Source organism: Methyloversatilis universalis EHg5 (assembly GCF_000378945.1).
GTDB classification, from domain to species: Bacteria; Pseudomonadota; Gammaproteobacteria; order Burkholderiales; family Rhodocyclaceae; genus Methyloversatilis; species Methyloversatilis universalis_A.
The window spans coordinates 1,616,407-1,638,661 of record NZ_KB900539.1 but is presented as its reverse complement, the minus strand read 5'-3'; the positions used below and the strand labels follow the sequence as shown (position 1 = coordinate 1,638,661).

General features: G+C 66.5%; 20 protein-coding genes and 1 tRNA gene. 13 read left to right on the top strand and 8 right to left on the bottom strand.

Features of this window, described 5'->3' with window-relative positions:
• Positions 1-125: 125 nt before the first annotated feature.
• Entirely contained in the window at positions 126-2,501 is a 2,376-nt protein-coding gene (gene ppsA, locus METUNV2_RS0107605; RefSeq protein ID WP_018228883.1) for a phosphoenolpyruvate synthase, read from the bottom strand.
• 169 nt (positions 2,502-2,670) lie between these two features.
• Here ppsA and ppsR point away from each other — a divergent pair, with 169 nt between their 5' ends.
• Positions 2,671-3,483, top strand: a complete 813-nt coding sequence (gene ppsR, locus METUNV2_RS0107600; RefSeq protein WP_018228882.1) for a posphoenolpyruvate synthetase regulatory kinase/phosphorylase PpsR — start codon at positions 2,671-2,673, stop codon at positions 3,481-3,483.
• 26 nt (positions 3,484-3,509) lie between these two features.
• Here the strand turns inward: ppsR and METUNV2_RS0107595 are convergent, their stop codons facing one another.
• Positions 3,510-4,520, bottom strand: a complete 1,011-nt coding sequence (locus tag METUNV2_RS0107595; RefSeq protein ID WP_018228881.1) for a hypothetical protein — start codon at positions 4,518-4,520, stop codon at positions 3,510-3,512.
• Between the two features lie 200 nt (positions 4,521-4,720).
• Between METUNV2_RS0107595 and METUNV2_RS0107590 the strand changes: the two genes are divergently transcribed.
• Positions 4,721-5,152: a DUF1841 family protein gene (locus METUNV2_RS0107590; RefSeq protein ID WP_026187965.1), complete on the top strand. Its 432-nt coding sequence runs from the start codon at positions 4,721-4,723 to the stop codon at positions 5,150-5,152.
• 43 nt (positions 5,153-5,195) lie between these two features.
• The gene (locus METUNV2_RS0107585; RefSeq protein WP_018228879.1) at positions 5,196-6,047 is read left to right on the top strand and encodes a D-hexose-6-phosphate mutarotase; all 852 of its coding nucleotides are present in this window, start codon (positions 5,196-5,198) and stop codon (positions 6,045-6,047) included.
• 65 nt (positions 6,048-6,112) lie between these two features.
• Here METUNV2_RS0107585 and METUNV2_RS0107580 read toward each other — a convergent pair whose 3' ends face one another.
• Positions 6,113-8,002 (bottom strand): propionate--CoA ligase, encoded by a 1,890-nt coding sequence (locus METUNV2_RS0107580; RefSeq protein WP_018228878.1) that lies wholly within the window; start codon positions 8,000-8,002, stop codon positions 6,113-6,115.
• A gap of 58 nt (positions 8,003-8,060) precedes the next feature.
• A complete protein-coding gene (locus METUNV2_RS0107575) occupies positions 8,061-9,233 on the bottom strand; it encodes a GGDEF domain-containing protein (protein WP_018228877.1) in 1,173 nt (390 codons plus the stop codon).
• 205 nt (positions 9,234-9,438) lie between these two features.
• On the opposite strand from METUNV2_RS0107575, the gene METUNV2_RS0107570 reads away from it, so the two are divergent.
• Positions 9,439-10,002: a C40 family peptidase gene (locus tag METUNV2_RS0107570; RefSeq protein WP_018228876.1), complete on the top strand. Its 564-nt coding sequence runs from the start codon at positions 9,439-9,441 to the stop codon at positions 10,000-10,002.
• Here the strand turns inward: METUNV2_RS0107570 and METUNV2_RS0107565 are convergent, their stop codons facing one another.
• Positions 10,003-10,323 carry a DUF2325 domain-containing protein gene (locus tag METUNV2_RS0107565; RefSeq protein ID WP_018228875.1) on the bottom strand — a complete coding sequence of 107 codons (321 nt, stop codon included), beginning with the start codon at positions 10,321-10,323 and terminating at the stop codon, positions 10,003-10,005.
• A gap of 154 nt (positions 10,324-10,477) precedes the next feature.
• On the opposite strand from METUNV2_RS0107565, the gene METUNV2_RS0107560 reads away from it, so the two are divergent.
• The 3 genes from METUNV2_RS0107560 (at position 10,478) to METUNV2_RS0107550 (ending at position 13,088) form a co-directional block, all read left to right on the top strand.
• Positions 10,478-11,506: a Fe(3+) ABC transporter substrate-binding protein gene (locus tag METUNV2_RS0107560; RefSeq protein ID WP_018228874.1), complete on the top strand. Its 1,029-nt coding sequence runs from the start codon at positions 10,478-10,480 to the stop codon at positions 11,504-11,506.
• A gap of 247 nt (positions 11,507-11,753) precedes the next feature.
• Entirely contained in the window at positions 11,754-12,437 is a 684-nt protein-coding gene (ribA, locus tag METUNV2_RS0107555; RefSeq protein WP_081618519.1) for a GTP cyclohydrolase II, read from the top strand.
• A 24-nt stretch (positions 12,438-12,461) separates the two neighbouring features.
• A complete protein-coding gene (locus METUNV2_RS0107550; protein WP_018228872.1) occupies positions 12,462-13,088 on the top strand; it encodes an SAM-dependent methyltransferase in 627 nt (208 codons plus the stop codon).
• A 34-nt stretch (positions 13,089-13,122) separates the two neighbouring features.
• Here the strand turns inward: METUNV2_RS0107550 and METUNV2_RS0107545 are convergent.
• Positions 13,123-13,207: transfer RNA gene (locus tag METUNV2_RS0107545), tRNA-Leu, on the bottom strand.
• 45 nt (positions 13,208-13,252) lie between these two features.
• On the opposite strand from METUNV2_RS0107545, the gene hpnC reads away from it, so the two are divergent.
• The 3 genes from hpnC to hpnE are packed head-to-tail and all read left to right on the top strand — an operon-like array spanning position 13,253 to position 16,187.
• Positions 13,253-14,086: a squalene synthase HpnC gene (gene hpnC / locus METUNV2_RS0107540; protein ID WP_018228871.1), complete on the top strand. Its 834-nt coding sequence runs from the start codon at positions 13,253-13,255 to the stop codon at positions 14,084-14,086.
• Positions 14,083-14,916 (top strand): presqualene diphosphate synthase HpnD, encoded by an 834-nt coding sequence (gene hpnD, locus METUNV2_RS0107535; protein WP_018228870.1) that lies wholly within the window; start codon positions 14,083-14,085, stop codon positions 14,914-14,916. The genes hpnC and hpnD overlap by 4 nt, the downstream gene beginning before the upstream one ends.
• Complete coding sequence (gene hpnE, locus METUNV2_RS0107530; protein WP_232415637.1) at positions 14,892-16,187, top strand: hydroxysqualene dehydroxylase HpnE; 1,296 nt, start codon at positions 14,892-14,894, stop codon at positions 16,185-16,187. The genes hpnD and hpnE overlap by 25 nt, the downstream gene beginning before the upstream one ends.
• Before the next feature lie 13 nt (positions 16,188-16,200).
• On the opposite strand, the gene METUNV2_RS0107525 is transcribed toward hpnE, so the two are convergent.
• Together METUNV2_RS0107525 and METUNV2_RS0107520 are read right to left on the bottom strand one after the other, a co-directional pair.
• The gene (locus METUNV2_RS0107525; protein ID WP_018228868.1) at positions 16,201-16,422 is read right to left on the bottom strand and encodes an RNA-binding S4 domain-containing protein; all 222 of its coding nucleotides are present in this window, start codon (positions 16,420-16,422) and stop codon (positions 16,201-16,203) included.
• Positions 16,423-16,430: 8 nt separating this feature from the next.
• A complete protein-coding gene (locus tag METUNV2_RS0107520; RefSeq protein WP_018228867.1) occupies positions 16,431-17,597 on the bottom strand; it encodes a methionine aminotransferase in 1,167 nt (388 codons plus the stop codon).
• Positions 17,598-17,662: 65 nt separating this feature from the next.
• On the opposite strand from METUNV2_RS0107520, the gene mtnA reads away from it, so the two are divergent.
• The 3 genes from mtnA (at position 17,663) to METUNV2_RS0107505 (ending at position 22,223) form a co-directional block, all read left to right on the top strand.
• Positions 17,663-18,718, top strand: coding sequence for an S-methyl-5-thioribose-1-phosphate isomerase (gene mtnA / locus METUNV2_RS0107515; RefSeq protein ID WP_018228866.1), 1,056 nt, complete (start codon positions 17,663-17,665; stop codon positions 18,716-18,718).
• 144 nt (positions 18,719-18,862) lie between these two features.
• A complete protein-coding gene (locus tag METUNV2_RS0107510) occupies positions 18,863-19,492 on the top strand; it encodes a class II aldolase/adducin family protein (protein WP_018228865.1) in 630 nt (209 codons plus the stop codon).
• Positions 19,493-19,607: 115 nt separating this feature from the next.
• Positions 19,608-22,223, top strand: coding sequence for a response regulator (locus METUNV2_RS0107505; RefSeq protein ID WP_018228864.1), 2,616 nt, complete (start codon positions 19,608-19,610; stop codon positions 22,221-22,223).
• Positions 22,224-22,255 lie beyond the last annotated feature (32 nt).

The following is a 22,255-nucleotide window of genomic DNA, read 5'->3' as shown; positions in this document are numbered from 1 at the left end:
GCGCACCGTATGGTGCGCTTTTTTTTCGCCGCTTTTCCCGCGAGGCCCTGCTCCGACCAGCATTCATGCCCGCCGGCGGGCACGCGGCGCACACCCTGCCATCGCAGGGCGCGCGCCGCAGTGCTTCAGCCCTGCTTTTCCTTGCCGTGGGCAGCGAACTTCAGCCAGGTATCCACAACGGTGTCCGGATTCAGCGACACGCTCTGGATGCCTTCGTCCATCAGCCACAGCGCGAAATCAGCGTGGTCCGACGGGCCCTGGCCGCAGATGCCCACGTACTTGCCCAGCCGGTTGGCGGTGCGGATTGCCATCGACAGCAGCTGCTTCACCGCCGGGTCGCGCTCGTCAAATGCACCGGCGACCAGACCGGAATCGCGGTCCAGGCCCAGCGTGAGCTGGGTCAGGTCGTTGGAGCCGATCGAGAAGCCGTCGAAGTGCTCAAGGAACTGTTCGGCCAGCAGCGCGTTGGACGGGATTTCGCACATCATGATGAGCTTGAGCCCGTTCTCGCCGCGCTTCAGGCCGTGCTCGGACAGCAGCTTCACCACTTCCGCCGCTTCGCCGGTGTTGCGCACGAAGGGCACCATCAGTTCGACGTTGGTCAGGCCCAGTTCGTCGCGCACGCGACGCATGGCGCGGCATTCCAGCTCGAAGCAATCACGGAAGCTGTGCGCGATGTAGCGCGACGCACCGCGGAAGCCCAGCATCGGGTTCTCTTCGTCCGGCTCGTAGATGTCGCCGCCGAGCAGCTTCTTGTACTCGTTGGACTTGAAGTCCGACAGGCGCACGATGACCGGCTTGGGCCAGAAGGCGGCGGCGATGGTGGCCACGCCTTCCACCAGCTTGTCCACGAAGAAGGCTTCCGGGTTCGCGTAGCCGCGGGCGCGGCGGCGGATTTCCTCGCGCAGACGGGCCGGTGCCTGGTCGATTTCCAGAATCGCCTTCGGGTGGATGCCGATGGTGTTGTTGATGACGAATTCCAGGCGGGCCAGACCCACGCCGGCATTCGGCAGCTGGGCGAAATCGAAGGCCAGTTCCGGATTGCCGACGTTCATCATCACCTTGAGCGGCAGATCGGGCAGGCTGGACAGGTCAGACGTGACCACTTCGAAATCCAGACGGCCGCGATAGATGTTGCCGGTGTCGCCTTCGGCACAGCTGGCGGTGACTTCTTCGCCTTCGGTCAGGGTTTCGGTCGCGTCACCGCAGCCAACGATGGCCGGAATGCCCAGTTCGCGCGCAATGATGGCCGCGTGGCAGGTACGGCCGCCGCGGTTGGTCACGATGGCGGCCGCTTTCTTCATGACCGGTTCCCAGTTCGGGTCGGTCATGTCGGTGACGAGCACGTCGCCGGCCTGCACCTTGTCCATCTGCGACGCGTCATCGACGATGCGCACCGGGCCGGCGCCGATCTTCTGGCCGATGGCGCGGCCACTGGCCAGCACCTTGCCGTACTGCTTCAGACGGAACTTCTGCTGCGTCATGCCGACTTCGTTCGACTTCACCGTTTCCGGGCGCGCCTGCAGGATGTAGAGCTGGTTGTCGACGCCATCCAGGCCCCACTCAATATCCATCGGGCGGCCGTAGTGAGCTTCGATGGTCATCGCGTAGCGCGACAGTTCCAGCACCTGTTCGTCGCTCAGCGAGAAGCGGTGACGGTCGGCTTCGGCCACGTCCACGGTCTGCACGCTGCGGCCCGCGGCGGCGGTCGCGGCGAACTCCATCTTGATCATCTTGCTGCCGAGATTGCGGCGGATCACCGCCGGGCGGTTCTGGGCCAGCATAGGCTTGTGCACGTAGAACTCGTCCGGATTCACCGCGCCCTGCACCACGGTTTCGCCGAGGCCGTAGCTGGCGGTCACGAACACCACGTCACGGAAGCCGGATTCGGTGTCCAGCGTGAACATGACGCCGGCCGCACCCTTGTCCGAGCGCACCATGCGCTGCACGCCGGCCGACAGCGCAACGCCCGCGTGCATGAAGCCCTTGTGCGCGCGGTAGCTGATCGCACGGTCGTTGTAGAGCGAGGCGAACACTTCGCGGATCGCGTGCAGCACGTTGTCGATGCCGGAAATGTTCAGGAAGGTTTCCTGCTGGCCGGCGAACGAGGCGTCCGGCAGATCTTCGGCGGTGGCCGAGCTGCGCACCGCGAACGAGCCGTTGCCGGCGGCGTCCAGCTGCGCGTAGAAGCTGCGGATTTCGGCTTCGAGCTGGGCCGGGAACGGGGTGTCCATCATCCACTGACGGATCTGCGCGCCGGTACGGACCAGCGCATTGACGTCATCGACATCCAGCGCGTCGAGCGCGGCATGGATGCGACCAGCCAGGCCGTCCTGTGCCAGGAATTCGCGGAAGGCTTCGGCCGTGGTGGCAAAACCTCCGGGAACGCGCACAGACTTGGGGAGCTGGCTGATCATTTCGCCCAGCGACGCATTCTTGCCACCGACGCTTTCGACGTCGGTCATGCGCAGCTGTTCGAACGGGATGACGTAGCGAGACATGGGTATCCTCTCTTGAACATGGGGCGATCGCTTGTTGCGGCGACCGTGTACGTTCCTGTGCACCGGGTGGGTGCGCGGGAAGCCGGCATTCTAGTTAAAGTCGCTGCTGCGCTGCGGAAATTTTTGGGCGCAACGTGATGTTTATGTTCAGATTCCTGATCGGACCCGCATGAGAACCGTCTTCTTCATATCGGACAGCACCGGCATTACCGCCGAAACCCTGGGACGCAGCCTGCTTTCTCAGTTCGAAGGCGTGAAGTTCCGCCAGACCCGGGTGCCCTTCGTCGATTCGGTCGATAACGCACTGGACTGCGTCGAACGCATGACCGAAGCCAAGATGCGCGACGGCGTCCGGCCCATCGTGGTCACCTCCATCGTCAACGCCGAGGTCGCCCGCACCGTGCGTCAGGCCGACGCGCTCTTCCTCGACATGTTCGAGCACTTCGTCGGGCCGATGGAGGAAGAACTGGGCCAGCCGTCCAACCACAGCGTCGGGCGCGCCAAGGGCATGGACGACAGCGACGACTACCAGAGGCGCATCGAGGCGATCAATTTTTCGCTCGCCCACGATGACGGGATGTCGCACAAGGAACTGGAGCTGGCGGATGTGATCCTGGTCGGTGTTTCGCGGTCGGGCAAGACGCCGACAAGCCTGTACATGGCCATGCAGTTCGGCGTGAAGGTGGCCAACTATCCGCTGATCCCCGAGGATTTCGAGCGCGGCAAGCTGCCGACCGAACTGGTGAAGTACCGCCCCAAGCTGTTCGGCCTCACGATCGCGCCGGAGCGGCTGTCACAGATCCGCGAGGAACGCCGCCGCAACAGCCACTACGCCTCGATCGAGAATTGCCGCTTCGAGGTCGATGCTGCGCAGAAGCTGATGCGAATGGAAGGCATACGCTGGCTGGATTCCACCCACAAATCGATCGAGGAAATCGCCGCCATCGTGCTGCAGGCGGTGAAGATCGACGAAAGCTACTGACGCCAGAGGCTGCCAGCCCGACGCTTTCAGGCGTGCAGCGCGATCCACTCGCCGGGCAGCGAGCCGGTGGCCCAGCGCTCCATCCGGCCCGGATCCGCCCGGCCGTTCGAAAGCAGCCGGGCGCAGCGCAGTGCGGCGGCCAGCGGATCGAAGTCGCGCCTCAGGTCGTCCTGCGCCTCGCGCACCAGACGTTCTGTCTGTTCCGGCGAGGTAAACAGTTCGCACAGGCAGGCCGCCCCCGGTTCACCGTCGTGGATCAGCCAGCCGCTGATGCGGTCGCGTACCACCTCGCGCGCCGGCTCGCGATCGGGTGCGACCACCGCACAACCGGCCGCCATCGCGTCAAGCATGGGCTGACTGCGCGCGCCGGCATGCAGTGACACGGTCGCGCGCGAAAGTGCATCGCGGTGAGTGATGGTCAGCAGCGGCGAAAACGGTGCGAGCAGATCGAGCAGCGCCGGCACCGGACGGCCGGATACGATCAAACGGACCGGCGAACAGCCCAGTCCGGCCAGCAGTCGTGCCAGCCCGTCAAGTTCAGCGCTGCCCTGCCATTCGTCGGCCCGCAGCGCCAGGCCGTAAGGATCCCGCCCGCCGGGCACAGCTTCGTCCAGTACCGGCACGCCCGGATGGATGACCTCGGTCCGCGCCCGCAGAGGCTCCGGATAACGGGCGCGCTGCCACCAGTGGGCGCAGACCGCGGCATCGAAACCGGCCGCAGCGGCCGGATCGGTGTTTTCGTCCAGCCAGAGCACCTGACGTGCTTCCGGAAACTGGCGCAGCAGCCGCGCGGCTTCAGCCGAAGCAACATCCGCCAGCACCGCGTCGGGCCGGTAGCCGCTGCGGCCGCAGCAGGCTTCGGGCACACCGCGGACGTGCTCGACCTGCCAGCCGGCCAGATCAGCCCAGTGCGCAGCCAGCGCGCCGAGCGGCCGGCCTTCGCCGCCGTCCACCAGCAGCAGTCGGAAGCAACCCGCCGGCGCCCAGTCAGGTTCCGGATGACTGACCACAGGATTGTCCACCGCAGGATTGTCCATAGGGCGCTCCATATGCCACCTCCGTTTCCGGATGCGCGGCCGGCGTCCTGCCTGCTGCGCACAGAACAGCACCTTAGGGCGACGGTCGCGCAAAAGGAATAATTCATATGTCCTAGTACACGCGGCGCATGGCGGTCAAGGTGGGCATGCGGGGACGGCTGTGTTGCAATACGCGCTCCGCGCACCCTTTCTGCCTTCACATGTACAACCCCACCCGCGACCAGGCGCGCCAGTTCTTCCTCGACACCTGGGCCAAGCGCAACGGTCCGCAGCCGCTGACCCAGATGGAAGTGCTCGCACTCACCATCATCAGCCGCCATCCGGAATACCAGGCCCTGCTGGATCAGGGCGAACGCGCGCTCACCCGCGAATACCCGCCGGAACTGGGCGAAACCAACCCCTTCCTGCACATGTCGCTGCATCTGGCGATAGAGGAGCAGCTGGCGATCGACCAGCCGCCGGGCATACGGGCCGCCTTCGAAGCCCAGCGCGCGAAGCTGGGCGACGAGCACGCAGCGCTGCACCGGGTGCTCGACTGTCTGGGCGAAACCATCTGGCGCGCGCAGCGCGATCGCCAGCCGCCGGATGGCGCCGCCTACGTGGCCTGCGTGCGCCAGGGTCTGGACGCCTGAACGCGGCTAGAATCCGCCGCCTTTCTCCCGATTTCTGCCGCCAATGACCTCCGCCTCCGTCCTGAACACCGACTTCCACGGCCAGCCCGCGCTGGAACTGACCGCGCCCGATGGCGCGCGCTGCCTGATCAGCCTGTTCGGCGGACAGCCGCTGTCCTGGATACCGGCGGGCGGCAGCGAGCGGCTCTATCTGTCACCGGACGCGCGATTCGACGGTCGCAGCGCGCTGCGCGGCGGCATCCCGGTCATTTTTCCGCAGTTCGCCGAACGCGGTGACGGGCCGCGCCACGGCTTCGCCCGGACGCGCACCTGGCAGGTGGATGAAAGCCGGGTATCGAAGGATTTCGCCACCGCAACCCTCAGGCTGGTGGCCGACGACGCGACCCGTGCGCTGTGGCCGCACGACTTCGCGCTGGAACTGACCGTGGTGGTCAGTGGCAACCGGCTGGATCTGGAACTGGATGTCGAAAACACCGGCGACGCCGCCTTCGATTTCGCCGCCGCACTGCACAGCTATCTGCGGGTGAAGGAGGTCGAGAACTGCCGGCTCGAAGGCCTGCGCAATACCCGCTATCTCGACGCGACCGCTGGCGACACGGTGAAGGATGACCGGCTGGACGCCCTCATCGTCGAGGACGAGGTGGACCGCCTGTACCGCAATGTGCCGGACACCGTGGTGCTGCATGACAGCGGTCGCGCGTTCGGTTTCCAGAGCCACGGCTTCCCTGATCTGGTGGTCTGGAATCCGTGGGAACACAAGTGCAAGGCGCTGGGCGACATGCCGAATCTGGACTTCCGGCGCATGCTGTGTGTCGAGCCGGCCATCGCGGAAAAGACGATGACGCTGGCGCCTGGCGAACACTGGTCAGGCCAGCACACGATACTGGCGGCCTGAGCGGCGCAGCGCAGCAATGAAAAAGGCACCCCACGGGGTGCCTTTTTCATGACCGAAGTACGGCGTCAGCCCAGCGCAGCGCGCACCTGGTCCAGCGTGGTCGGGTCGTCCAGCGTGGTCAGGTCGCCCGGATCACGGCCTTCGGCGATCGCCTGTATGGAGCGCCGCAGCATCTTGCCGGAACGGGTCTTGGGCAGGCCGTTGACGAACATGACCCGGCCCGGACGCGCGATCGCACCCAGCAGGCCATCCACGGTCTGCATCACTTCCTTCTCCAGCTTCGCGCGGTCTTCCGCCGTAGCGGTGCGGGCAGGATCCTTCACCACCGCGAACGCCAGCGGCATCTGACCTTTGAGCTGGTCGGCCACGCCGACCACCGCCACTTCGGCGATGGCCGAGTGCGCCTGGATGGCTTCCTCGATCTCGCGCGTGCCCAGACGGTGGCCGGCCACGTTGATCACGTCGTCGGTGCGACCCAGGATCTTGTGATAGCCGGCTTCGTCGCGGATGCCCCAGTCGAAGGACGAGTACACCAGCGGCGACTTGAACAGCGAGAAGTAGGTGCGCACGAAACGGTCGTCGTCGCCCCAAACGGTCGACAGGCAGCCGGGCGGCAGCGGCGGCACGATGCCGACAATGCCCTTCTCGTTCGGCGCGCACTCGCTGCCGTCTTCGCGGAAGATGCGCAGGTCGTAGCCGTAGGCCGGGCGGCCGGGCGAACCCAGCTGCACCGGCGTTTTCTCTACGCCCGGCAGTTCGCACAGGATGGGCCAGCCGGTTTCGGTCTGCCAGTAGTTGTCGATCACCGGCTTGTCGAGCGCGGTCATCAGCCACTCGTGGGTCGGCTCGTCCAGCGGTTCGCCGGCCAGGAAGATCTGGCGCAGTGAAGACAGATCGTATTTCTTCAGATAGGCCGGGTCCTGCTTCTTCAGCACGCGGGCGGCGGTCGGCGCCGAGAACATCACCGACACCCTGTACTTCTCGACCAGGCTCCACCAGATGCCCGGATCCGGACGCAGCGGCGTGCCTTCGTACATCAGCGTGGCCATGCCGGCGATCAGCGGGCCGTAGATGATGTAGGAGTGGCCGACCACCCAGCCGATGTCCGATGTCGTGAACATCGTTTCGCCCGGATTGCCGCAGTAGATGTGCTTCATCGAGGCGGCCAGCGCCACGCAGTAGCCGCCGGTATCACGCTGCACGCCCTTGGGCTTGCCGGTGGTGCCGGAGGTATACAGGATGTAGGACGGCTCACTGGCTTCCAGCCAGACGCAGGGCACTTTCGCGTCCATGTGCTGCGCGCGCAGCGTCGCGTAGTCGACGTCGCGGCCTTCGGTGCGCGGGAAATCCTTCTCCAGCCCGCGATCGACCATGAGCACCTTTTCCGGCGGGAACTGGGCCAGCGCGCAGGCTTCGTCCAGCAGGTGCTTGTAGGGCACCACCTTGCCGCCACGCATGCCGGCTTCGGCCGACACGATGACCTTGGGCTTGGCGTCATCGATGCGGGTGGCCAGCGAACCGGACGCGAAACCGCCGAACACCACCGAGTGGATGGCGCCGATACGGGTGCAGGCGAGCATCGCGAACGCCGCCTCGGCAATCATCGGCATGTAGATGAGCACGCGGTCGCCGCGGCCCACGCCCAGTGACTGCAGGATGGCCGCGGTGCGCTCGACCTCACGCTGCAGCTCGGCGAATGAATAGGTCTTTTCGCTGTCGGTTTCGGTCGATACGAAAATGAGCGCCGGTGCATCCGGGCGCTCGGCGGCATGCCTGTCCACCGCGTTGTGGCACAGGTTCGTGGTGCCGCCGACAAACCATTTGGCAAACGGCGGGCGGGAAAAATCGCAGATCTGCTGCGGCTTCGCCTGCCAGGCGATCAGTTCGGCCTGCTCTGCCCAGAATGCATCACGCTGGGCGATGGAACGGGCGCGAAACTCCTTGCTTGCTGACATTCACTTCCTCCAACCCCCGCACATCCATTGAATTGATGTGGTTGTTCTTGTTATACGGCTATTTGCCGAGCAGCGAAGTATCGGCCTCGGCGGCCAGCGCGCGCAAGCGTTCCAGCGGCAAGTCGCACTCGTGCTTGACGTCGATCAATTCGAGCAGCGGCAGCAATCGGTAGATCAGCGCCGGCAGTTGCGGCTCGATTTCCGCCTGCGCACCGGACTTGATCAGCAGCAGCGCACGCTCGATGCTGACGATGCCGGCGGTCCAGGCGAACTTCTGCGGTTCGCCGCCGGTGCTGCGCACCGTGTTGCCACCCTCGCGGTGCGCGATGTCGGCCCGCGCAACCGCCAGCCCCAGCATCTGCGACACCGATTCAGCACCGTCGGCCACGCTGTTCGCAACGCCGATATTGAGGCTGATGCGCAGCGTCTGGCCGCGGTACTGCATCGCGGTCGCGGCGATCACGCTACGCATGCGGTTGGCGAACTGTTCGGCGCTCTGCAGGCTGATGTCCGGCGTGATGATGGCGAACTGGCCGTCGCCGATCTGCGAGAAGGTGTCTTCCTTGCGCACCTTGGTGGCCAGTACCTTGGCCAGCTTGCGCATGATGAGGTCGGTCACGTGGCGACCGAAATTGCGCACGATGTCGGCAAAATTGTCGATGCCGACGATGAGCACGCTGACCTGACCGTGATAGCGCGCGGCGGCGGACAGCAACTGTTCGCCGTGGATCTGCATGTACTGCGGCGAGGCCATGCCGGAATCGGGATCGATCGGCGACGCGGCCGCCAGAGCTTCCCGACTGTCGGCAAGCTGGCGGCTGGCCTTGCTCAGCATGCAGGCCGATTCGATGCGGGCCAGCAGTTCGACCGTGCCGATGCCCTTGGTGATGAAGTCGTTGGCGCCCAGCCCGCTGGCGCGCTCGCGCGCCGTGTCGTCCTCATCACCGGAAATCATGATGACCGGGATTTCCGCAATGCGCGGAATGGTGGATGCACGGATGCGCTCGAGCAGGCCGTAGCCGTCCAGGTGCGGCATGCTCAGATCGGACAGCACCACCTGGATGCTGTCATCGACCAGCAGCGCCGCCCAGCCGGCTTCGCCATCCGCTTCTTCACGGCACTCGAAACGGTCGCGGATGCGCTTGATGATGGACGCCCGGACCATGCGCGAATCGTCCACGACAAGCACCTTGGCGTGCATCACATCATCGCTGGGCTGCGGATCGCTCATGAAACGCGGACTGGCCGTGAAGTCGTCGGAGTGCGGATTGTAAGGGCGAAGCGGGCCCGATGGCGGGCAACAAATGCTCGGGCAGGCGGCCGGCGCTGCCCGGCGCATGAAGGAGATGTCGAAATCCGGTCAGTGTCGGAAAACTTGGCAGTCCGGGATCGCGTCGGTATAGTCCGCCCCCATGATCCGAATTCCCCTTCTCCGCATGTGGTTGTGCGCGGCAGTGGCCGGTATTGCCCTGGCCGCCGCACCGGCACACGCCGAACCGGTCCCTGCACCGGCCGCGGCCACGGAATCCGGCAAGTTCTCCTTCTCCCAGTATCTGCCCGCCGACCGCATCGCCGAACACGCCGCCGCTGCCGCGGATGCCGTGACTGATCTGGTGGACAGCGGCCTTTCTCTGCTCGGCGTGCGTTACCGCTTCGGCGGCAACACGCCGCAGAGCGGCTTCGACTGCAGCGGCTTCGTGCGCCACGTGTTCTCGGACGCGCTGGGTGTACTGCTGCCGCGCACCGCGGTCGAAATGGCGCGCGTGGGCGAGACCGTACCGAAGGACGAACTGCAGCCGGGCGACCTGGTGTTCTTCAACACGCTGCGCCGCTCCTTTTCCCATGTCGGCATCTATCTGGGTGACAACAAGTTCATGCACGCCAACTCCCGTGGTGGTGGCGTGCGGGTAGATGACATGACCGGCCGCTACTGGGCCAAGCGCTTCAATGGCGCGCGCCGCATCGAGGTGGACGACGCCTCGGGCATGTCGCTGCGCTGATCACCCCTTGCTGCGCGGGCACTCCGCGCAGCGCACCGCTCCGCATCCTTCCAGCGCCGATTTCAGCGCGCACACCGAACGGCGGCAGGCCACCACCGGCACGCCGCTTTCGCGTGCTGCCTCGCGGAACGCCTTCATCACGTTGTGACCGAGAAAATCGGTAAACAGGATCACCACGTCGGTGCCCCCCGGCAGGCGCTGCGCCTGCCGCTGGTGCTTGGGATCGCGGCCGGTGATGTGATGCCGGATCTTCAGGCCGAATTCAGCCAGTACATCGGGAATATTGCCGAGGCGATCGGCCCCGACCAGCACTGCGTCCATGCGAACATCCTTTATGAGAACGATTCGCATTCACAATAATGCAATTGCGAATGGTTTGCAATTACGAAATGCTTCTGATAATTTCCGCCCGCGTCGGCATCGGCCGCCCTCCTGCGCGCCTGCCCGCAATGAACCGCTCATCTCCGGAGTTCTCATGAAAGCCCGCATGATCCGCATCGCCACCGCCGTGGCCGCCGCACTGGCGCTGTCCCCGGCCATCGCCCAGGAAAAGGTGCTCAATCTCTACTCCGCACGTCATTACCAGACCGACGAGGCGCTGTACTCGAACTTCACCCGCCAGACCGGCATCAAGATCAACCGCATCGAAGGCAAGGAAGAAGAGCTGGTCGAGCGCATCCGCAACGAGGGCGCGAACAGCCCGGCCGACGTGTTCATCACGGTGGATGCCGCGCGTCTGGCGCAGGCCGACGCCATGGGCCTGTTCGCGCCGGTCAAGTCCGCGGTGCTGGAAGAACGCATCCCGGCCCACCTGCGCGACCCGGACAACGGCTGGTTCGCGTTCTCGACGCGCGCCCGCGTCATCATCTACAACAAGCTCAAGCTGAAATCTTCGGACGTGGCCAATTACGAAGACCTGGCCAAGCCGGCACTGAAGGGCAAGCTGTGCTCGCGCTCGGGCGCCCACCCGTACAACGTGTCGCTTGGCGCCGCGCTGATCCAGCACTGGGGCGAAGCGAAGACTGAAGAATGGGCACGTGGCGTGGTCGCCAATTTCGCCCGCGCACCCAAGGGCGGCGACACCGATCAGATCAAGGCGGTGGCGGCCGGCGAATGCGATGTCGCGGTGTCCAACACCTACTATCTGGTGCGTGTGCTGCGTTCGACCAAGTCGGAAGACCGCGCGATGATGGAAAAGGTGGGCGTGGTGTGGCCCAACCAGTCCAGCTTCGGCACCCACATCAACATTTCCGGTGGCGGCATGCTGAAGACCGCGCCGAACAAGGAGGCCGCGGTCAAGTTCCTGGAATACCTGGCGTCGGACGAAGCCCAGGCCTATTTCGCCAACGGCAACAATGAATGGCCGGTGGTGAAGTCGGCGATCGTGTCCAATCCGGAACTGAAGTCGCTCGGCAATTTCAAGGCCGACACGCTCAACGTCGGCGATCTGGCCCGCACCACCGCCCAGGCCCAGAAAGTGTTCGACCGCGCCGGCTATCGCTGATCGCCGCACGCGCCGGTTTCGGCCGCAAGCCCCGGTTCCGCAAGGACCGGGGCTTTTTCATGTTGGCGTTCAGCGCTGTACGGATACGCCTGCAATCGATTTGAACGGTATCGTCAGTGCGCCTGTGCTGCAGGCGCCCGCATGCTGATTACACTGAGCCGGTCTATTGCGGCGCGACATGCGCCATACTTACGGCCCTCGCCCGCCCGCACCGATGCGGTGCGGGCCACCGAACGAAAAGCTGTCGATGAGCACCCCAACCAGTGACAAGAAGTACCGCGCCATCGGCCACCTGCCGGATGGCGACACCGCCGGCCGGCATCCGGCCGATGCCCTGCCACAGGCCGGCGCGCCGTCCGAAGTCGTGTGCCGCCTGCCCACCCGCTGGGCCGATTTCACGCTGCACGGCTATCAGGACCCGTCCACCGGCCTCGAACACGTGGCGCTGACGCTGGGCGATTTCAGCGACGGTGTGCCGGTCATGCTGCGCCTGCATTCGGAATGCCTGACCGGTGACACGCTGTTCAGCCTGCGCTGCGACTGCGGACCGCAGCTCGAAGCCTCGCTGCGCGCGATCGCGGCGGAAGGCCGCGGCGCACTGGTCTATCTGCGGCAGGAAGGCCGCGGCATCGGGCTGATCAACAAGATCCGCGCCTATGCGCTGCAGGACACCGGCGCCGACACCGTGGACGCCAACCGCATGCTGGGTTTCGAGGACGACGCGCGCGACTACCGCTACGCCGCCCACATCGTGCGCAGCCTCGGCATCCGTCAGGCCCGCCTGCTCACCAACAACCCGCTCAAGGTGCGTGCGCTGGAGCACGAAGGCGTCGAAGTGGTCGAGCGCATTCCGCTACATGCCGGCGCCAACCCGATGAACCATCGCTATCTGGCCACCAAGGCCCAGCGCATGGGCCACATCCAGGACTGAACCTGGCCGCCGGGGACACACTCGATGAGCTTCGCTGACGCACAGGATTTCTGGTCCGACCGTTACCGCGCGGCCGGTGAGGCCTATCTGTTCGGCACCGCGCCCAACCGCTATCTGGCGGCCCAGGCCGCCCTGCTCGCCCCCGGCATGCGCGCGCTCAGCGTGGCCGACGGCGAAGGCCGCAACGCGGTGTGGCTGGCGGAACAGGGGCTGGACGTGACCGCCACCGAACTGTCGCCGGTGGCCATCGAGAAGGCCGAAGCGCTGGCCGCCTCGCGCGGCGTGAAGGTGGATTTCGCGCTGGCCGATGCGCTGAACTGGATCTATCCGGACGAAACCTTCGATCTGGTGGTGGCGGTATTCATACAGTTCGCCGGCCCGGAGGAGCGCGCGGCGCTGTTCGAGCGGCTGCAGCGTACGCTGCGCCCGGGTGGCCGCATCGTGCTGCAGGGCTATACGCCGAAACAGCTGGAATACCGCACCGGCGGGCCGTCCGCGGTCGAGAACCTGTATACCGCCGCGCTGCTGCGCGAAGCCTTTGCCGGGCTGGAGATCGAACACCTGGACGAGTACGAGGACGTGCTCGATGAAGGCAGCGCCCATTGCGGACGCTCTGCACTGATCGGCATGGTGGCCAGAAAGCCGGCCTGACCTGCGTCTGCGTGACCCAGCCGGATCGTCCGGCTGGTGCCCAGGAGAGGACTCGAACCTCCACACCTTGCGGCGCCAGAACCTAAATCTGGTGCGTCTACCAATTTCGCCACCTGGGCACGCGGCGCGGATTGTACACCCGCCCCCGGTATACTCGGCGCCCCATGTCGGTCGATCACTACGAAAACTTCCCGGTCGCGTCCGTGCTGATGCCGCCCGCGCTGCGCGAGCCGGTGTCGGCCCTCTACTGGTTCGCCCGCAATGCGGACGACATCGCCGACGAAGGTGATGCCGCGCCCGAAGCCCGTCTGGCCGCGCTCGAACTGTGCCGCGCCCAGCTGCGCGTCATCGAAGGTGGCGGCATGCCGGACGACCCGATACACGCCCGCCTCGCCCGCGCGGTGCGCGCCTGGTCGCTGCCGCTGCCGCTGCTGCACGACCTGCTCGACGCCTTCGCGCAGGACGTGGTGAAAACCCGCTACGCCGATGACGCCGAACTGCGCGACTACTGCCGCCGCTCGGCCGACCCGATCGGCCGGCTGCTGCTCTGTCTGTACAAGGTCGATGACGCGCCCAGCCTCGCGCAGTCGGACGCGATCTGCAGCGCGCTGCAGGTGATCAACCACTGGCAGGACGTGGCGATCGATCTGAAGAAGAATCCGGACGGCAACCCGCCCGGCCGCATCTACATTCCACTGGACACGCTGGCGCGCTTCGGCGTGACCGAGTCGCAGCTGCGCGAAGCGCGCTGTGACGACGCCTTCCGCGCCATGATGAAACACCTGATCGATGAGGCCCGCGCGCTGATGCGCTCGGGCCTGCCGCTCACCCGCCGCCTGCCCGGACGGCTGGGCTGGGAACTGCGCCTGATCGTGCAGGGCGGGCTGCGCATTTTGCAGCGCATTGAACAGGTCGATTACGATGTCTTCCGCCATCGCCCGAAACTGGGCCGAACCGACTGGCCGCTGATCCTGTTCAGGGCCCTGACCGACCGATGACCCCCGACGAATACTGTCAGGACAAGGCCGCCAAGAGCGGCTCGTCCTTCTACTACAGCTTCCTGTTCCTGCCGCCGCCGCGCCGCCGCGCAATCACCGCGCTGTACGCCTTCTGCCGCGAGGTGGATGACGTGGTCGACGAAACCGACGACGCCGGCATCGCCCGCACCCAGCTCGCCTGGTGGCGCGCCCAGATCCATGCCTGCTTCGACGGCACGCCGGAGCATCCGGTCTGTCTGGCACTGCTGCCGGCCATCCGCGACTACGGCCTGCCGCGCGAACAGCTGCTCGAAATCATCGACGGCATGGAAATGGATCTCGACCAGTCGCGCTATCTCGACTTCAAGGGCCTGCAGCTCTACTGCTACCGGGTCGCCTCGGTGGTCGGGCTGCTGGCGTCGCAGATCTTCGGCTCCACTCACCGCGACACGCAGAAATACGCGCACGACCTGGGCATCGCCTTCCAGCTCACCAACATCATCCGCGACGTGGGCGAGGACGCGCGGCGCGGCCGCATCTACCTGCCGGTGGAAGAACTGCAGCGCTTCAACGTGCGCGCGGCCGACATCCTGAACGCGCGCTACAGCGACGAATTCCGGCAGCTGATGGAATTCCAGATCGCGCGTGCGCGCCAGTACTACGACCAGGCGATGGCTGCGCTGCCGGCGCAGGACCGCTCGGCCCAGCGCCCGGGGCTGGTGATGGCCGCCATCTACCGCACCCTGCTCGACGAGATCGAGCGCGACGGCTGCCGCGTGCTCGACCGGCGCATCGCGCTCACGCCGCTGCGCAAGCTGTGGCTGGCGTGGAAAACCTGGCTGAAGAACTGAGCGCTCCGGTGCCGGGCACTTCAATCGCCATCATCGGCGCCGGCTGGGCCGGGCTCGCCTGTGCGGTCGACTGCGTGCGCCGCGGGCTGCAGCCCACGCTGTTCGAGGCCGCGCCACAGCCCGGCGGTCGTGCGCGCACCGTGCGCATGGACGGCCTGCCGCTGGACAACGGCCAGCACATCCTGATCGGGGCCTACAGCGAAACGCTGGCACTGATGCGCACCGTCGGTGCCGACCCGGACACGCTGTTCGACCGCCTGCCGCTGGCACTCGAGTTCGACGACGGCTTTGCGCTGCGCGCGCGCGGCTCATCGCGGCTTGCGCTGGCGCTGGCCTTCATCGGCGCGCGCGGCCTGGGCTGGCGTGACCGCCTGGCCGCACTGCGCCTGATGGGCGCGATCCGCCGGCCGCCGCCTGCGGACGAAAGCGTCGCCGCCCTGCTCGCCCGCACCAGCCAGACCGAAAGCTGCATACGCCACCTGTGGGCGCCGCTGTGCGTGGCAGCACTGAATACCGGCATCGACGACGCCAGCGCCCGGGTATTCGCACGCGTGCTGGCCGACAGCCTGATGGGCGGCCCCGGTGCGGCCGACCTGCTGCTGCCGCGTGCCGACCTCGGCACCCTGCTGCCGGAGCCGGCGCTGTTCTGGCTGCGAGCGCGCGGCGTGGCGGTGCATTGCGGCACCCGGGTGCGCAGCGTGCGCGAAACGGCGGACGGCTTCGAACTGGACTGCGGCGAACAGCTTCACAGCGCGGAGCGGGTGGTTTTCGCCACCAGCCCGCATCAGCTGCCGGCGCTGCTCGACGGCCTGCCGGCGCTGGACCCGATCTCGCGCGCGGTGCACGCGCTGGAGTACGAAGCCATCAGCACCGTCTATGTGGCCTGCGATGCCCAAACCCGCCTGCCGTCCGCCATGACTGGCTTCGTCGACGGCGAACCGCACTGGGTGTTCGACCGCGGTGCGCTCGGCGGCCCGCCCGGTCTGCTGGCCTGCGTGGTGTCCGCCGCCCGCGGCAGCCGCGAAGAGGTCGAAAGCCGCGTGCTGGCCGCGCTGAAGCGGCAGTTCCTGGCGCTGCCGGAACCGCTGTGGGTACGCACCATCAGCGAACGCCGCGCCACCTTCCGCTGCACGCCCGGCCGGGCTGCCATCGAGCTGCCAACCGACCCGCGCATCGCGCTGGCCGGCGACTACCTCATTCCCGACTACCCGGCCACGCTGGAGGCGGCGGTGCGCAGCGGCTTCGCCGCCGCACGCAGGCTGTCCCGCTAAGCGTGGCGGCCGCTCAGGCCGCAGCGCGCACCTTGACCCGCACGCCGTCGCACTCCACCACCTGACCGGCGCGTATCTTGGCGGTGCGGCGCGATTCCGGCTGGCCATCCACCCTCACGCCGCCCGCGTCGACGCGGGCCTTGCCCTCGCCACCACTGGTGACCACACCGGCAATCTTCAGCAGATCGCACAGGGCCACATACTCGCCCCGCAGTTCGAAATCGACGTTTTCCATCATCACTTTCAGTAAGCGCACAGGCGCTCGCACGCCTGTTCAATGAGCGCTTCGCTCTTGGCGAAGCAGAAACGGATGAGCTTCGCGTCGAAGCCATCGTGGTGGAAGGCGGACACCGGTATGGTAGCCACGCCGGCTTCGCGCATCAGCCGGCGCACGAATGCGGCGTCCGGCTCGTCGCTGATCGCGTCGTAGCGGGCGAGCTGGAAATAGGTGCCTGCGCAGTCCAGCAGTTCGAAGCGCGCCCCGGCCATGCGGGCACGGAAGTCGTCGCGCTTCTTCTGATAGAAGGCGCCGAGATCGAGATAGCGCGAGGCGTCCGCCATGTAATCCGCCAGCCCGAGCTGGCAGGGCGTGTTCACCGCGAACACGTTGAACTGATGCACGCGGCGGAATTCGGCGGTCAGCGACGGCGGCGCACAGACGAAGCCCACTTTCCAGCCGGTCACGTGAAAGGTCTTGCCGAAGCTGGACACCAGCAGCGTGCGCGCCGCCAGTTCCGGTACGCGGCAGGCGCTGGCGTGCTCGCGGCCGTCGAACATGATGTGTTCGTACACCTCGTCCGAAATGACCAGGATGTCGCGGCCGTCGCACAGCGCGGCCAGCCGGCGCTGGTCATCGAGCGACCAGGTGGCGCCGGTCGGATTGTGCGGCGTGTTGGTGATAATGAGCCGGGTGCGCGGCGTGATGGCACGCGCCACCGCGTCCCAGTCGGGCAGGAAGTGCGGCGCTTCCAGCCGGATGAATACCGGCGTCGCACCCGCCAGCCGGATGCCCGGCAGATAGCTGTCGAAGGCCGGCTCGAAAATGATCACTTCGTCGCCCGCACCGGCCAGCGCGGTGATCGCGGTATAGACGGCCTGGGTGGCGCCGGCGGTAATGGTGATCTCGCTTTCCGGGTCGTACTGCGCGCCATACACCGCTGCCATCTTGGCCGACACCGCGGCGCGCAGCGCCGGCTGGCCGGCCATCGGCGAATACTGGTTGTGGCCGGCGTGCATGTGGCGCGCCACCGCGTCGAACAGTTCCGGCCCGGCAGTGAAGTCGGGAAAACCCTGCGACAGGTTGAGCGCGCCCAGTTCGGCGGCTTCACGCGAAATGACGGTGAAGATCGTGGTGCCCACATCGGGCAGCTTGGACGGCACGCGGCCGCTGTAATCCTGCATGGCAGACATCGTTTTGCTGGGAGCCCGGATTATGCTTCAGGCCCCGACGCAATACGGCTCACCTCACGCGCTCCATGAACGACACGCCCAGTCCGCTGCGCATCGCTGACGATGTGCTCCACATTCTCGACCAGACCCGCCTGCCCTTCGCCGAGCACGAACTGCGCGTCGACACCGCCGCGCAGGCGGCGCACGCGATCGCCACCATGCAGGTGCGCGGCGCGCCGCTGATCGGTGCCATCGGCGCCTTCGGTCTGGCGCTGGCGCTGCGCGAGGCAGCCGACGATGCGGCGCTCGACGCCGCACGACGCATGCTGGCCGCGACCCGGCCGACCGCGGTGAATCTGGCCTGGGCGCTGGACCGGGTCAGTCGCGCGGTGCAGCCGCTGGCCCCGTCGGCCCGCGCCGATGCCGCGTGGCATGAAGCACTGACGATCTGCGACGAGGACCGCGCCGCCAACCGCGCCATCGGCGAACATACGCTGACGCTGATCCGCGCACTGCCGGCGACCGGCCGCATCGACCTGATGACCCACTGCAACGCCGGCTGGCTGGCCACCACCGGCTGGGGCACCGCGCTGTCCGGCATCTATCTCGCACGGCAGGCCGGGCTGGACATCCACGTGTGGGTGTCGGAAACCCGGCCGCGCAACCAGGGTCTGCTCACCTCGTGGGAACTGGCCCGCGCCGGCGTGCCGCACACGGTGATCGCCGACAACGCCGCCGGTCAGCTGATGCGCGAAGGCAAGGTCGACGCGGTGGTGATCGGCGCCGACCGCATCGCCGCCAATGGCGACACCGCGAACAAGGTGGGCAGCTATCTGAAGGCGCTGGCGGCACGCGCGCACGCGCGGCCCTTCTGGGTGGCCGCACCGTGGTCGACCATAGACCTGGCCTGCGCCGACGGCGACGCAATCCCGATCGAGGAACGCAGCGGCGACGAGGTGCGGATCGTGCGCGGCGCCGAAGGCGGCGTCAGCGTGCTCGACGGCAGCCGGCAGGTCGCCAATCCGGCCTTTGACGTGACCCCGGCCGCGCTGGTGAGCGCCATCGTGACCGAGCGCGGCGTAATCGACACGGCCGCCGGACAGGCCCCCTCATCCACAGAACTTAAAGTGTTTTCGAGATAAACCGCTTTGTTGCCGGGCAAGGGTTTGCGCCCGACGATACGCAGCCAAAGCCGAAACTTCGTCAACATTTCATGCTGACACGCTTGTAATCCGCGGCGTTGTAAGGATAATCAGCCGCACTCCACAATACAGGGGCACACCCTGATGTCTGAGGTCAGCGGCGCCGAGGTGCTCAATGCGGCTCGCCGGTTGGAAACGTGCGGGCTCAACCGCGGTGCGGCTGGCAATGTCAGCGCGCGCCGCGGTTCCGCATTTCTGATCACGCCGAGCGGCATGGAACCGGACGACTGCAGCGCCGGCGACATGGTCGAGGTCGACCTCGAAGGCCGCTGGAGCGGCCGGCTGAAGCCGTCGTCTGAATGGCGCATCCATCGCGACATCTATGTCGCCCGGCAGGACGCCGGCGCCATCGTGCATACCCATTCGCCCTTCGCCACCTCGCTGGCCTGTCTGGGCATCGAAATCCCGCCCTTCCACTACATGATCGCCCGCTTCGGCGGCAGCACCGTACGTTGCGCGCGCTACGCCACCTTTGGCGAACAGGCGCTGTCGGATGCGGTGCTGGAGGCGCTGGACAGCCGCAGCGCCTGTCTGATGGCCAATCACGGCATGCTTGTTTTCGGCCGCGACCTGAAGCAGGCGGTGGCACTGGCGGTCGAATTCGAATCGCTGTGCGAACAGTACTGGCGGGCACTCCAGATCGGCACGCCGCGCCTGCTCGACACCGACGAAATGGCCCGGGTGCTGGCCAAGTTCGGGAGCTACGGCCAATGAACGCACCGGTTTGCCGCGGCGCTGCGGCTAAAGAAAGCCACGCGCTCGTCGTGAACCGGACATCACCTTCCAGAGCGGGCCTCACGGTCCGGACGCGATCGACCTGAGCAGCGCCATGCCCACGTCCCTCCTCACACACGGCAGCACGCCGCGCAACGAAGGTACGGAACGCCAGGTCGAGGCGGAACTGGTCGCGCTTGCCTATCGCCTCACGCCGTTCACGCTGCTGATGGCCATCGTGCTGTCCGGCCTGATCTGGGGCGTGCTGCACAAGGTGGTCGACACCCGAGGCCTGTCGCTGTGGGTGGCCGCCATGGTGGTGGTGAACGTTGGGCGCTACGGTCTCATCCTGGCCTGGCGTCATGTGTCGCCAGGCATCAATGAAACGCTGATCTGGAAGTGGCTGTTCATGCTGGGCGTGCTGACCGCCGGCTGCACCTGGGGTGCGCTGGGCGTGACACTGATGCCGCCGCCCGGCCACCCTTACGAAATGGTGGTGCCGCTGTGTCTGGTCGCGGTGTCCGCAGTCGGCCTGTTCTCGCTGACCGGCATGTGGAAGGCCTATGTCTGCATGGCGCTGCCCACGCTGCTGCCGACCGCCTTCTTCTACCTGTCCTCACTCGAACCGGAGCGCGAGGTACTGGGCGGTTTCATCCTGCTCTTCCTGCTGATCGCGGTGGTCAACGCCCGCCGCTTCCAGCGCAATACCGCCGAATTCATCCGCCTGCGCCTGCACCACGCCCAGGTCGCGCAAGAGAACGAAGAAGCCAAGGAAGCCGCCGAACAGGCCAACCAGGCCAAGAGCCAGTTCCTGGCCAATATGAGCCACGAAATCCGCACGCCGATGAATGGCGTGCTCGGCATGGCCCAGCTGCTGCTGCGCAGCGAGCTGAACGGCGAACAGCGGCGCTATCTGGAAACCCTGTACCGCTCGGGCGAAAACCTGCTCGATCTGCTGAACGACATTCTCGATCTGTCCAAGATCGAAGCCGGCCGCTTCGATCTGGTGCGCAGCGAATTCGATCCGCGCCGCACGCTGCGCGAAGTGACTGAACTGCTCAGCGCCCAGGCGCGCGAAAAGGGCCTGACGCTGGCGCTGGACGTCGATGACGCGATCCCGGCCCGCATCGAAGGTGATCCGGGTCGTCTGCGCCAGATCGCGGTGAACCTGATCGGCAACGCGATCAAGTTCACCGAACACGGTGGCGTGTTCATCGCGCTGCGCGCCCACTCCACTGACGACGACCTGCTGCTGAAGGAACGCCCGACCAACGGTTCGATCCGCATGGTGATGGCGGTACGCGACACCGGCATCGGCATCGCCGACGGCGATCACGGACGGGTGTTCGACGCATTTGCACAGGCCGACAACACCGCTTCGCGCCGTTTCGGCGGCACCGGTCTGGGGCTGGCGATCTCCCGCCAGCTGGCCGAAATGCTGGGCGGCTCGATCGCGTTGCGCAGTGCCCAGGGCATCGGTTCGACCTTCACGCTGACCCTGCCGTGCAAGGTGGTGAACACCACGCTGGACGACAGCCACAACGGCCTCTCTCTGCCCAAGCTGCCGCGTCTGGCCGGCAGCGTGCTGCTGGTCGAAGACAGCGCGGTCAATGCCGAAGTCGCCAGCCACATGCTGGAAGCGTTCGGCCTGCGGGTGACCCAGGCCCACGACGGACGCCAGGCCCTGCAGCAGCTGGAGCACGCCCGCTTCGACCTGGTGCTGATGGACTGCCAGATGCCGGGCATGGACGGTTTCGAAGCCAGCAAGCGCATCCGCGACCGCGAACAACTGGTCGGCCTGCCGGCCACGCCACTGATCGCGCTGACCGCCGGCGCCAACGACGGCGACCGCGAGAACTGCATCGCCGCCGGCATGGACGATTACCTCGCCAAGCCCTTCCGCGAGGACGACCTGTACGCCATCGTGCGCAAGTGGCTGCCGGACGGCATGGTATCCGGCACCTCGTCGATCTCGATCGACAGCATCGGCGAATCCGACCGTGCGCGCTTTGCCGCGCTGTACGAAAAGGAATCGCAACGCAACGTGCTGTCGCTGCAGGAAGCGCTGCGCGAACGCGACGAAAGCACGCTGCGCCGCGCCGCTCACACGCTGAAGTCGCTGGCGGTACACGCCCAGGCCTTCGATCTGCACGACACCATGCGCCGGCTCGAAGCCGCCGCAATGGAAAAGGACTGGGCGCTGGCCACCACGCTGGTGCCGATTGCCAGCCGCATGCAGCTGGAATCCGCCCGCCGGGTGGTCGAATGCAGTCTCGATGGCGCCGGCGGCAACGCCGAACTGCCGGATGCGCTGGACATTCTCATCGTCGACGACGACGAGGCCGAACGTTTCCTGATGCGCCGTTCGCTGGAGCGCGCAGGCTGCTCCCGCATCCGCGAAGCCGAAAGCGGCGAGGAAGCCCTGCTGCTGGTCGGCCAGCAGTGTCCGCACGTACTGCTGCTCGACGGCCTGATGCAGGGCATGGATGGCATCGCCACCTGTCGCGCGCTGCGCGAGCACTACACGCCGGACCAGCTGGTGATCGTGCTGCTGTCCGGCATCGAGGATCCGGCCTGGCAGCGCGCTGCCCACGAAGCCGGTGCCAGCTGTTTCGTGTCGAAATCGGTGTCGCGCGAGGCGCTGATGGACACGCTGACCACCCGTCTGAACGAACTCGACCGCCCGCTGCGCAGTCGACTGCGTGGCAAGCCGCGCCTCAGCGTGGCCTGAAATCGCCGGTCGCCCTGCCCGGGCACTCGGCC